The organism is Methylobacter psychrophilus (assembly GCF_025583945.1).
Lineage (GTDB): Bacteria > Pseudomonadota > Gammaproteobacteria > Methylococcales > Methylomonadaceae > Methylobacter_C > Methylobacter_C psychrophilus.
The window spans coordinates 1-13,247 of the sequence record NZ_JAOEGU010000027.1 but is presented as its reverse complement, the minus strand read 5'-3'; the positions used below and the strand labels follow the sequence as shown (position 1 = coordinate 13,247).

Below are 13,247 nucleotides of genomic sequence, written 5' to 3'. Positions count from 1 at the left end.
AGGTTATAGCCTTAACGAGAATTGCTGTTGGCTTGTAAGCCTTACTATATATAGGTTAAAATTGCCGGTTTAATCAGATAACGCGCCAACAATGGTGTTTGAAAGCAGTCATAATTGCTCTGGTTGATATTCAGACTTATCGGATTTTCATAAAAATGCACTCATACTCAGCAAACATTATTGCGCAGAAAAACTTTTTGAGGGATATAGAATGATTACAATCACGTCAGCTAAATCGTTAATAAAAACAGAGAATGCTGCATGAGTAACGCATCAACAGCCATCAACCCTCATGCAGCCGCCCTCACATCACCTATGGCACTGACAAAAAGTCTTTGGCACAATCGCCAGCTTATTGCGCAAATGACCAAACGCGAAGTCGTCGGCCGTTATAAAGGTTCTGCCATGGGCCTGGCCTGGTCGTTCTTTAACCCTGTATTTATGCTGGTCGTTTATACCTTCGTATTCTCTGAGATTTTCAAATCCCGCTGGAGCGGCGTGGGTGGTGAAGACAGCAAGACGCAATTTGCCGTCGTGCTGTTTGTCGGCATGATTGTATTGAGTCTGTTTAGTGAGGTCCTTAATCGCGCACCGTCACTCATCCTTGCCAACGTCAATTACGTCAAGAAAGTGGTATTTCCCCTGGAAATCCTCCCTATCATTGCCATGGGAGCCGCATTATTCCATAGCTTTATCAGTCTGTGCGTACTGCTGGCAGCCTTTGCGCTTTTTAACGGTTATTTGCAATGGACAGCCGTTTTTACACCCCTGGTATTACTGCCACTGATTATTCTCACCACCGGACTTGCCTGGATACTGGCATCCATAGGTGTCTTTTTGCGTGACGTTGGACAAACTATCGGTATCATCACCACCGTTTTAATGTTTCTGTCTCCTGTTTTTTACCCGGTAACTGCTGTGCCGGAAAGATTTCGTCCATTCATCATGGCTAACCCGCTGACCTTTATTATTGAACAGGCACGAGAAGTGCTCATCTGGGGTCATTTACCTGATTGGGCAGGATTGGGGGTTTATACCCTTGCAGCTACTATTATTGCCTGGGCGGGCTATGCTTTATTCCAAAAAACCAGAAAAGGTTTCGCTGATGTCCTTTAAAAACGGTTGTGCCGCAATTAACCTGATATGGCAATTACAAAATCAAAACCAGTCGATGAAAACGGATTAACTAAATGAGTAAAACCGACATCGCCATCAAAGTTCAAAACCTCAGTAAATGCTACCAAATCTACGACAATCCGCGGGATCGGCTTAAGCAATTTATCGCCCCACGTTTGCAACGTTTAACCTGGCAGACACCTAAACAATATTTTCACGAGTTCTGGGCACTTAAAGACGTTTCCTTTGAAGTTAAAAAAGGCGAGACTGTCGGCATTATCGGACGTAATGGCAGCGGAAAATCTACCCTCCTGCAAATGATCTGCGGCACTCTTAATCCGACCACTGGCAGCGTTGAAACCTATGGTCGCATAGCAGCCTTACTGGAACTTGGCTCCGGCTTTAATCCCGAATTTACCGGGCGTGAAAACGTGTATATGAATGCTTCGGTATTGGGCTTAAGTAACAAAGAAATCGACGCGCGTTTTGACAACATCGTTGTTTTTGCTGATATTGGCGACTTTATTGAGCAGCCGGTTAAAACTTATTCCAGCGGAATGATGGTGCGCTTGGCATTTGCAGTCATTGCGCATGTGGATGCGGATATTCTGATAGTTGATGAAGCATTAGCCGTAGGTGATGCATTTTTCACCCAAAAGTGTATGCGTTTTTTGCGTGAATTCATGAAAACCGGAACCGTATTATTTGTTAGTCATGATACCGTTGCCGTCGTTAATTTATGCAATAAAGCCGTTTTACTAAATCACGGGCAAGTTGCTGAAACAGGCACGCCAAAAGAGGTGATTGAGCACTATCTCGCCACCCTTTACGAAGCAAACCAGGAGGTCGACGGAATTTCAACAAACGCCCCCCCGGTATCCGTTAATAAAGCCGCAGACCTGAGTGAATACCGTGACATGCGCGAAACTCTAATCAATGCCTCTACCTTGCGCAATGACATCGAAGTCTTTCAATTTAAATCCGATCAGGAAGGCTTTGGTACCGGTGACGCAAAAATAGTATCGGTGCGACTTCTTGATCAAGACGGTGCACCCTTATCATGGATCGTTGGCGGAGAAAATATCATTGTCGAAATTCGGTGTATGGCATACAAAAATCTTCAGAGCCCCATCATCGGTTTTCAATTCAAAGATCGTCTTGGGCAAGTGATTTTCGCTGACAACACCTTTCTTGTTTATAACAATAATCCGTTAGTCGTAGAAACAGGATCTGAAATTATGGCTCGCTTTGAGTTTCGACTGCCGGTGTTACCTAGTGGCGACTATAGCATAGGAGTTGCCCTTGCTGACGGATCACAAGAGAGTCATGTTCAGCATCATTGGATGCATGATGCTATGATTGTCCGAGTACATGCGAGCTCAGTTTGTTTTGGCCTAATAGGAATCCCAATGAAAAAAATTACTTTGGTAGCTCAATGATGCCGCTTTTTTCCGGTCCATGCCCAGTTTGTGGAGAAAAAGAGTTATTAGCAGACCCGGTCCTCTGGCCCGATCTCATTAATGCATGGCAATTGTCTGAAGATGAAACTGCCTATATTAATCGACAACAAGGGCTTCACTGTAAATCCTGTCATAACAATTTGCGTGCAATGGGTTTATCAACAGCTATTCTTCGAGAGATTGGGTTCTATGGAACGTTAAAACAATTCTGCGAGTCATTTAGCGACATAAGAATTCTTGAGATAAATACTGCAGGTAACCTAACTTCATTCTTCAAAAGTCTACCATCGCATAAGTTAATCGAGTATCCACAGTTCGATATGCTTAATCTAGATATTGAATCTGAGAGTTTTGACTTGGTTATCCATTCCGATACCTTGGAACATGTGCCTAATCCAGAGAGAGCCCTCTCTGAATGCCGCAGGGTGTTGCGTAAAAATGGAAAATGTATTTTTACGGTTCCAATCATTGTCGATCGTATGACCCGCTCACGTGTCGGTCTAGCTCCAAGTTATCACGGTCAATCAGGTGTACCTGCCGATGATCAAGTAGTTTGCTCGGAGTTTGGTGCAGATATCTGGCAAACTGTTTTGAAGGCTGGTTTTTGTTCCTGCGAAATTTTTTCATTCGAATATCCGGCTGCGCTGGTATTAATTGCAAGAAAATAGGTTTTTTATGAAATTTACTGGCGAACGCTTTATCCCGACTGAACAAGGCCGAATACGCCTTGAACATTATCATCGTTATGCAGTGGTATTGGATATAGTGAAAGAAAAAGATATCCTGGATGTGGCATGCGGCGAAGGTTATGGGTCATTTTTTATGGCCGATGCTGCGCGTTCAGTTGTTGGAGTGGATATTTCAGATGAAGCCGTTCAACATGCCTCAGCCACTTATACAAAAGCCAATCTACTGTTTCGTCAGGGTAGCGTGACAGCTCTCGATTTTGATGACGCTTCATTTGATGTTGTGGTTTCCTTCGAAACCATTGAGCACTTGGCCGAGCAAGCCCTTATGCTTTCAGAGATAAGACGAGTGCTACGTACAGATGGATTACTGGTGATTTCTTCTCCCAATCGGCCTGTCTATTCTGAAGAGAGCGGCGAACATAATGAATTTCATGTTAAAGAGCTTGATTTCAAAGAGTTTGATGATTTACTAAAAGTGCAATTCCCGACTATTGAATATTTTGGTCAGCGTATATTAATGGGTTCTGTTCTTCAGCCTCTTGAAGGAGGTCAGCCTAACTTTCGCGCGTGGCATGATGATGGTAATCACTTAAAGCCGAATACTGGACATTTGGCAGAACCGGTTTACTTTGTGGCAGTCTGTGGAACACACAATGCTAAATTACCTGCTATTGATTCATCAGTCATTTACCCGGACAAGCTGGATTTGGTTAAACACTATGTGGGTTTTTCGAAGTGGGCGCAATCGCTTGGAATCACTTTGGCTGAACGCGATGAGCAAATAGTTGCCCTTAATCAAACCATAGATACCCTTAATCAAACCATAGACACTCTCAACCAATCCCTAACCGATCGCAGTGAAGAAATAGCGCACATAATATCCAGCACTTCCTGGCGAATCACTTTGCCCATTCGTGAAGCGAAGCGTTGGCTTTTAACCCCAAAACTCCAGGTACAACGGTATTTAATGAAGGGTTTACCTTTGCTAAAACAATGGTACCAAGCGCTGCCCTTGAGCTATCAAACCAAAGAGGCGCATAGAAACGTACTGGCAAAGTATTTCCCTAATCTGTTATTAGTCAGCAGTAGTCTTTTGCCATCCTTTCCTGCTCTGGTTCTACCCGTTATGCAGCAAATTGGCAATCCAACTGATTTTGCAAAAATGCTGGTAATACCTGCCTCGCAAAACCCGATAGTCTCCGTTATTATTCCTGTTTATGGCCAAATTGATTACACGCTACGTTGCCTGGCATCCATTGCGGAGAATCAACCTCAGGTAGCATTCGAAGTAATTATCGTGGACGATTGTTCGCCTGATAATTCAATAGAGCTGCTGGCCAATGTTCAAGGTATTCGGCTAATTTGTAACGAACAAAATCAAGGTTTCATTCGCTCATGTAACGCTGCCGTCAATGTCGCTAAAGGCGACTACCTGTATTTTCTCAATAACGATACACAAGTTATGCCGGGATGGCTGGATGAACTGTTACAGACTTTTCAGGAATTTCCGGGTACCGGACTGGCAGGCTCCAAACTCGTTTATCCCGATGGAAGATTACAAGAAGCGGGCGGCATCATTTGGCAAGATGGCAGTGCGTGGAATTTTGGACGTTTTCAAGACCCATTGCTTCCCGTTTATAACTATGCCAGAGAAGTCGATTACTGCTCAGGCGCCTCAATTCTGGTGCCTAAAGTGTTATTCGATGAACTCGGCGGCTTTGACGAACACTATCTCCCCGCCTACTGTGAAGACTGTGACCTAGCGCTTAAAATTCGTGACAAGGGCTATCGTGTCATCTATCAGCCGTTATCAACCGTTATACATTATGAAGGTATCACGTCAGGTACTGACACAACACAAGGTACAAAAGCTTATCAAATTGAAAATACGAAAAAGCTTTTTGAACGCTGGAGAAATCGCCTACAAACTCACCAACCTAATGGCACGAATGTAGATAATGAAAAAGATCGCCGTGCAACGCGCCGTGTTTTGGTAATTGATCATTGCACACCTACGCCCAACCAGGATGCAGGTTCAGTAATCAGCTTTAATTTGTTGCTCTTGCTAAGAGAGATGGGCTTTCAGGTGACTTTTATACCTGAAGACAACTTTCTGTATATGCCGGAATATACCACGGCCCTTCAACGCGTCGGCATAGAGGTGCTTTATGCACCTTACTACACCAACGTTGAGCAGCATTTAAAGGATTGCGGCGACCGTTATGATCTGGCACTCCTGTTTCGTCCAACCGTTGTTGAACGTCATCTAAAAACCATTCACACACTTTGCCCCAAAGCCAAAGTACTTTTCCACACAGTGGATCTGCACTTTCTGCGCATGTCTCGTGAAGCCGAACTTCATGCCGATGAAGCCAAACAACAAGCAGCCATAGAAATGAAAGAGCGTGAACTGGCGGCCATCCGTGCATCCGATGCTTCGATTGTCGTTAGCACTGCCGAGCTTGAACTTCTTAGCCCTGAATTACCGGCTGCCAAGCTTCATGTATTCCCGCTGATTATGGATGTCCCGGGAACGAATAAACCATTTAACGAACGCAAAGACATCATTTTTGTTGGCAGCTTTCAACATGCGCCCAATATCGATGCGGTGCAGTTTTTCGTATCTGAAATTATGCCGCAACTGCGCCAACGCTTACCAGGAGTACGTTTCTATGCAGTCGGCAGTAATCCACCGGTCAATATACAAGCATTGGGGTCTGAAGATATCATCATCACCGGCTTTATCGAAGACCTGAATATATTATTCGACAAGATGCGTATCTCGGTTGCACCACTACGCTTCGGTGCCGGCATAAAAGGTAAGATCGGGTCAGCAATGGCGGTAGGCTTACCTGTTGTGGCAACACCGCTGGCCACAGAAGGTATGTCCCTAACCGATGGTGAAAACATTCTCGTTGCAGAGGATGCCGCAAAATTTGCCGATATGATTGTAAAACTCTATCAAGATGAAATGCTCTGGAATCAAATCAGCCATAACAGCCTGGAGTTTGCAGAAAATGCTTGGGGCGCTGAAGCGGCCTGGAAAATATTGGCAGAAATACTGAGTGAATTAAATTTTGATTCTGTACGGGGCTCTGCCCCCCTTTCATTGTATCGATCAAATTAGCAACTATGCGATCAATAGCAATGGACGTGAAAATATATACAACTACCAATACTCAATCATTTTATAGGTGAACAATTATTTGTTCATTCTAAAGGCAAAAATTAAAATAACCTTATATGGCACTTTCAACCACTTTAAACCGATCACTTGGCTGGCTTTTTTCATTGCTGATTCCACTGGCATTCGGACTATATTCAGTAAAGCTGGGTCAGGATATGAGCTGGGATCTACTAAACTATCATTTATACAATTCCTACGCTTACTTGAACGATCGTCTCAGTCTCGATCTTGCACCAGCCGGGCTACAAACCTATTTCAACCCATTTTTGGACGTCGTCTATTTTATAGCCATATCCCATCTTAGTCCCCAAACGGTTGGTTTTCTGCTTGGTTTTATTCAAGGTTTAAATTTCATCCTGGTCTACAAAATATCAGGTAATGTTCTGGGCAAACATAAGTTAAGCAACATTTACTCGCTGCTTCTCGCATTGGCTGGTGTGCTGTCAGTTGGCTTTCTATCAGAAGTCGGGACAATGATGAATGACAGCCTGATCACTCTGTTTGTACTTTTGTCGCTATGGCTTGCTATTTCTTTTGCCGGCTCACTTAGTGATAACAAACATCCGACTATCGCCCTGATATTATGCTCTGGCTTATTGATCGGAACAGGCTGTGGCTTAAAGCTGGTCATTTCAATCTACGCACTATCTATTTGCCTGTCTTTTTTTGTACTCCCGGTAAGCTGGATCACACGTTTAAAAATCGCATTTATTTTTGGCGTATCCGTCCTGGTTGGCCTTCTGGCAACGGGTGGCTATTGGATGTTTACTGTCTGGAGCACCTTTGGAAATCCTTTATTCCCCCAGTTTAATCATATTTTTCATGGGGAACTTGCAAAGCTTGTGCCAATTCACGATGGTCGTTTTTTACTCAAAACTATTTTTGAAAAGATTTTCTACCCCGCTATTATTACAGTCAATCCATATAGAGCTTCCGAATTAAAATATGAGCAGATCAGCTGGCTTTTTGCCTATGTTGCAACCTTAAGCTTATTAGCCAGCAGAGTTGTAAAACTGTTTAATACCGGCCATGAGCAACGTCCCTGGAGTTCAGAAGTTAGTTTTCTGGTAGCATTTTTTAGCATCAGTTACTTACTATGGCTAAACATGTTCGGAATATACCGATACCTTATCCCCATTGAAATCCTGATTCCTTTGCTGTTATTTATTACCATTGGTAATTTTTTTAACAGTCCGTTTTCCAGAGCGGGGGCACTTTTTTTTATCGTTATGATTACCACGTTTAACTCACGAGGCTTCCCGGATTGGGGACATTCTCCATGGTCAGAAACCATATACCATGTTGAAGCGAACCCGATTTCTACAGGCCCCGAACCCGCAGCTGTTTACCTTGTAGGGCAACCTTTGGCCTGGATTATTCCTGCACTGGATATAAAGGCTCCCTTTATTCAAATAGGATCCAATATCCCTGTTTCGGAAGCTTACTGGCAACGGGCCAAAATATTAACAAAAGATCGGGATGGCAAAAGCTTCCTTGTTTTTGAGTCAGACACTCCTGCCATGATGGATCTTGCGAAAGCAGGCTTGGCGAATCTTGATCTCTACCTAAACAGCACTAGCTGTAATCATCTGGCGGTATACCTTGGTTCAGTAAAATCTGAATACACCTATTGTGAAGTAAATAAAGCAGAGAACAATAAATGAAACAATTAACTAATTCATCCATAACAGATTTTCGTATCGCCGTAATAATCCCCTGCTACAACGAAGAACTGGCCATTGCAAAAGTTGTTGCCGACTTCAAAAAAGAGTTACCGGAAAGTATTATTTACGTTTTTGATAATAACTCCACCGACCGTACATCGGAAGTCGCGGATTCAGCAGGTGCCAGAGTCGTACATGTTTCTCAAAAGGGCAAGGGTAATGTAGTAAGAAGAATGTTTGCCGATATTGAAGCAGATATCTACCTAATGGTAGATGGCGATTCAACCTACGATGCAAGTTTTGCTCCTAAATTAGTTGATAAGCTCTTGAATGACCATTTGGATATGGTTATTGGTTGTCGTATTGATGCAGGAGAAGCTGAAAACTACAGGCGCGGGCATCGATTTGGTAACAGAATAATTACCGGCACGGTACGTCATATTTTTGGCGGTCAATTTTCTGACATGTTGTCCGGTTATCGGGCATTTTCAAGACGTTATGTAAAATCGTTTCCCGCACTGACAACGGGCTTTGAGACTGAAACAGAACTGACTATTCATGCACTTGAGTTACGCATGCCTTTCGGAGAAATCGAAACGCCTTATGGTGCTCGTCCCGATGGCTCAAGTAGCAAGTTATCGACATATCGCGATGGTCTGCGCATTCTCAAAACAATTATGCGCCTGTATATGATTGAACGGCCACTTGAGTTTTTTAGCATTATCGGATTAATTCTCGCCAGTATTTCTGTTTTTTTAGCTTTCCCCCTATTTATTGAATATATTGGAAGCGGACTTGTACCTCGCTTCCCGACCGCCATTCTTAGTGTTGGCCTGATGCTGTCCGCTCAATTGGCGCTTGTGTGTGGTTTTGTACTGGATACCGTCACCAGAGGCCGCCATGAATTACGGCGTATTGCTTATTTATCTATTCAAGGTCTGCCAATTGTTAAAAAATAAACGACTGTTGAAAAATAAACGACGGTTGAAAAATGAACGATTATTAAAAAATAAACGACTATTAAAAAATGAACGACTGTTAAAGAATAAACGACTATTAAAAGAGCTGATATTATTTGCTTTCGTTGGCGGAATTGCTTTTGCTGTTGATGTAGGCGTTCTGTATCTGGTAAAAGCAGATATTGGCATTTATTGGGGCCGTGCAGCTTCTTTCTTTTGCGCAGTGATTGTTACCTGGCTCCTCAATCGACAACTAACGTTCAAGGGACGCATGTCAGGTCTGTCCCTGTGTTCTGAATTCGCCCGCTATCTAACAGTTATGATGGGAGGCGGCGCCGTAAATTATCTGCTTTATGCCTCGCTGGTAACCACCATGGAAAATGTCGCCGCACAACCCGTATGGGGAGTTGCTGCAGGCAGTGGTGCCGGTATGATGTTCAACTTTATTTTCGCAAAATACTTTATTTTCAAACTATCGTAAGTTCGGGGAGTCGCTATTTTCTATTCTTCCCCTACGAGCTCTTGCTGCTTGTAGGAAACAAAAATACGCTGCCATTATATGCCTTCCGGCGACCCCAACCATCCAGCCTTACTCTCTGAGTACCCAACAAGGGGATATTCAGTATCTTGCACGTAATGAATCGACGTTGTTTATCGCGCTTCGACATTTTTCACTATAGACCTTCAGATAAATAACTTCTAACTATCGTGCAAAACAACATTAATTTTAAAAACTTTTTACTGTTAGATTTGGAAATTTAATTTCTGAAAGACTGTATGTACAAAACGCTTTGTGAAAACACCTCTGCCTTGCCCCACTTCTAGGAACTATACTCCGCGCGGTCACTATTACGGATTCTTAAATTTTCTTAACACCATATATTACAAAGGGTTAATGTGTTTCTGTTTTCCGTATCCGTAACCGCGCAGAGTATATTTTCGACCACTCACCTGCTCATTTCACTTCCAGAAAAACAACGAAGGCCTGAAACAATTTTTTACTTCAAGAAAACGAATTATAGAAATTACCTATAATAGTATGACATTTGGCGAGATGTCTCACGATCGACTTAACTTATTGATTTAAAAATATTTCCAACCCAATCAGGTTCTTTTTTTATGAAGTATTAACAATATGGCCAAAGATAACTATCCATTGCAAGGTTTCGAGCGGCCAGCACCGAAAATTTACACCCCATTTTACAGTATTCTAATCCCTAAAGACTTTTACAAGCTGACTACTGTGCTTATCATGGTCGCCGCGTTTATTTGTGCATGTATACGGGCTTGGCTACTGTCGATGACACATGATGAAGCCGTGACGCTGTCTTGGCATGTTTCCGGTTCTGTTTCTCAGATATTTCTCTTCAAAACCCACCAAGGACTTCTTCCTGATAATAACCACCTACTCCATACGTTACTTGTAAAGCTAAGTACCAGTATTTTTGGTGAAAATGAGCTTTGTATAAGGCTACCCAGCCTTTTTGGATACTCATTATATTTAAGCGCATGCTATCTGTTGTTGATGCTGGTTGCTAAAAAATCATTAATAATACTCGGGGCTTTATTACTGGCTTTTCATCCTTATTTAATGGATTTTTTCTCCATTGCAAGAGGATATTCACTGGGCTTGGGTTTTATGATGATGGGGTTATATTTCTTACTCAGCGGGTATGGCAAATCTGTTAATTTGACTCGCTCAAAAACTGCAATTTTATCTACTTTAATGTTTGCCTTAGCCGTAACGGCAAATTTATCCTTTTTGCTACCTTATTTCTCATGCCTGATTATTTGCTTTTTAATTGAGTCTAACTTGCGAATTAGATGCCGTACAGACAGCACTTCTCTATTAGGATTGTTGCGAGACCTAACAAAAGATTTTTCGCTATTTTTTATACCCTCTATTTCATTTTTGCTTCTTACCTGCACGATCCCTATAAGAAAAATAAATGCACAAAAGCTTTTTGCAATAGGGGGTACTGATGGATTTTCAGTTAACACTATAGGAAGTATCATTAAAAAGACAATCTATGGAAAAATGTATCTTTTTGATAGCCCAAAATATGGGTATTGGCTTATCGTGCTAGCTCTGTCTTTAACGATATATACAGGGTTGAGGCAAAGAAAAAATGCCGTGTCCTCCCACTACTACCCGCAGATTTTCTTGGGATTTATTATTATCAGTTCTGTAATCAGCATCATTCAGCATCATGTTTTAGGGATCGCTTATTTAACTGATAGAAGAGCCATTTTTTTTATCCCTTTATTATTACTTTTGTTGATTAGTCTGCCTGGCCAAATGGAAACTATAAAGCGTTCGTGGCTACTGATTTTGCCCGTCTATTTTTCAGGATTTGTGCTTGCTCTCCACTTTCTTTTATGCGTTAATTTTAAATATTATTTAGACTGGCAATATGAAGCATCGACCAAAGAAGCAATGGCTTTATTGAAAACACAATCAAGTAATCTGGCAAACACCAGCACGAAAATCACTCTGGGAATAGATTGGTTTTTTGAGCCCAGCATAAATTACTATATTAAATACTGGAAAATGGATTGGATAAAACCACCCGCTAACAGGAGCGGCTCAGATGGTTTTCATGACTATTATTACGAGCATGATAAAAATACGAATATTATTGAAAAATACCGGCTTCAAGTGTTAATTAAATACCCCCTATCTGCAACCTATCTTGCTGATAATAGAAAGTAATTACAATAAAACTTTAATATTCTGGTAACATCACCGTCAAATGGAATAAAGCCTTCTTGTTCATTTAACATATTGATTATTTATGCTTAAAACTATTGACAGCAGCATTAGAGCCAGAACATGGTATTTCACCGAGCACTAACAACTTCAACAGCATTAAAATTGATAGGAAAATAAGAAATGACGAAAACAGCACTCATTACCGGTATTGGTGGTCAGGATGGTGCCTACCTTGCGCAATTACTGGTAAGCAAGGGTTATCAGGTTTTCGGCACGTCCAGGGATGCAGGGGCGTCAAAATTTGATTCACTAGCCCGACTCGGTATTTCAGGGCAGGTCAACTTACTATCGATGGCACCGCATGATTTCAAGAGTACACTGACAGCAATATCGAAAGCACGTCCGGATGAGATCTATCACCTTGCCGGGCAAACATCGGTTGGCCTGTCTTTTGAGCAACCCTCAGAAACCATTGAAAGTATTACCATCGGGACTCTTAATATTCTTGAGTCGCTCAGATTTCTGGAGTTGCCGGCAAGATTTTATCATGCCGGCTCCAGTGAATGTTTTGGCGATACCGGTGGAATACCAGCAGATGAACAGACACCCTTTAATCCCGTAAGCCCTTACGCAGTAGCTAAATCAGCGGCGCACTGGCTGGTACGAAATTACCGTGAAGCCCACAATATGTTCGCCGCGAACGGCATCTTGTTTAATCACGAATCCGAGCTTCGCCCGGCACGTTTTGTAACACAAAAAGTTGTTCAGGCGGCCCATAGAATTTCATGTGGATCATCAGAAAAGCTAACGTTGGGTGACTTGAGCATCTCAAGAGACTGGGGTTGGGCACCTGAATACGTAGAGGCAATGTGGTGCATTCTTCAGGCTGACCACGCCGATGACTTCGTAATTGCTACAGGGGAAACTAATTCGCTTAAGGATTTTGTGAGTCAAGCTTTTGCATGCTTTGGACTTGATTGGACCGAACATGTCCTGCAAAGCGACCAATTCATGCGGCCGAATGAAATTGTCTGGAGCCAGGGGAACCCGGAAAAAGCCAAAAAGATACTTGGGTGGCAGGCCAGCAAGCGAATGAGGGACGTAGTCAAAATTCTCTGCGACAACCAATCAGCGAATAAATAAGGTTAATAAGGGATGTGGAAAATATCCTGCCCAATCATTGTCCAATTTTGGAGTGTCACTGCCTTAATTTATTTCTGTAGAAGCGCATGAGTACTATAAGGTAGGGCTTATTTATTGCGAGTTGCCTAAATTGAATCATATTCCGGCACCTACTTCTAATAAGCTATAATTATAAATCTTCAACAATGACTAGGTTCTGTTGACGTTTCACCAATCCGGTAGAATAAGCCATTTTGAATGAAATGAAGCGGATAAAATTAAGTGATGAAGAGTGGACTCGTATTTTGGCAAGCTTAAAAAAATTGCCTGGAGTTCA

General features: G+C 42.3%; 9 protein-coding genes. All 9 read left to right on the top strand.

Annotated elements, in window-relative coordinates:
* The first annotated feature begins 261 nt into the window (after window positions 1-261).
* The 9 genes from N7974_RS12965 to N7974_RS12925 all read left to right on the top strand — a co-directional run bounded on the left by N7974_RS12965 (window position 262) and on the right by N7974_RS12925 (window position 12,931).
* The gene (locus N7974_RS12965; protein WP_262966027.1) at window positions 262-1,116 is read left to right on the top strand and encodes an ABC transporter permease; all 855 of its coding nucleotides are present in this window, start codon (window positions 262-264) and stop codon (window positions 1,114-1,116) included.
* 74 nt (window positions 1,117-1,190) lie between these two features.
* The gene (locus tag N7974_RS12960; RefSeq protein ID WP_262966026.1) at window positions 1,191-2,555 is read left to right on the top strand and encodes an ABC transporter ATP-binding protein; all 1,365 of its coding nucleotides are present in this window, start codon (window positions 1,191-1,193) and stop codon (window positions 2,553-2,555) included.
* Window positions 2,552-3,244: a class I SAM-dependent methyltransferase gene (locus tag N7974_RS12955; protein ID WP_262966025.1), complete on the top strand. Its 693-nt coding sequence runs from the start codon at window positions 2,552-2,554 to the stop codon at window positions 3,242-3,244. The genes N7974_RS12960 and N7974_RS12955 overlap by 4 nt, the downstream gene beginning before the upstream one ends.
* A gap of 7 nt (window positions 3,245-3,251) precedes the next feature.
* Entirely contained in the window at window positions 3,252-6,392 is a 3,141-nt protein-coding gene (locus N7974_RS12950) for a glycosyltransferase (protein WP_262966024.1), read from the top strand.
* Between the two features lie 116 nt (window positions 6,393-6,508).
* On the top strand, window positions 6,509-8,116 hold the full coding sequence (locus N7974_RS12945; protein ID WP_262966023.1) for a hypothetical protein: 1,608 nt from the start codon (window positions 6,509-6,511) through the stop codon (window positions 8,114-8,116).
* Window positions 8,113-9,075, top strand: a complete 963-nt coding sequence (locus N7974_RS12940; protein ID WP_262966022.1) for a glycosyltransferase — start codon at window positions 8,113-8,115, stop codon at window positions 9,073-9,075. Before N7974_RS12945 ends, N7974_RS12940 begins: the two co-directional genes overlap by 4 nt.
* Window positions 9,062-9,556 carry a GtrA family protein gene (locus N7974_RS12935; RefSeq protein WP_262966021.1) on the top strand — a complete coding sequence of 165 codons (495 nt, stop codon included), beginning with the start codon at window positions 9,062-9,064 and terminating at the stop codon, window positions 9,554-9,556. Before N7974_RS12940 ends, N7974_RS12935 begins: the two co-directional genes overlap by 14 nt.
* 654 nt (window positions 9,557-10,210) lie before the next feature.
* The gene (locus tag N7974_RS12930) at window positions 10,211-11,788 is read left to right on the top strand and encodes a hypothetical protein (protein WP_262966020.1); all 1,578 of its coding nucleotides are present in this window, start codon (window positions 10,211-10,213) and stop codon (window positions 11,786-11,788) included.
* Between the two features lie 180 nt (window positions 11,789-11,968).
* A complete protein-coding gene (locus N7974_RS12925) occupies window positions 11,969-12,931 on the top strand; it encodes a GDP-mannose 4,6-dehydratase (RefSeq protein WP_262966019.1) in 963 nt (320 codons plus the stop codon).
* Window positions 12,932-13,247 lie beyond the last annotated feature (316 nt).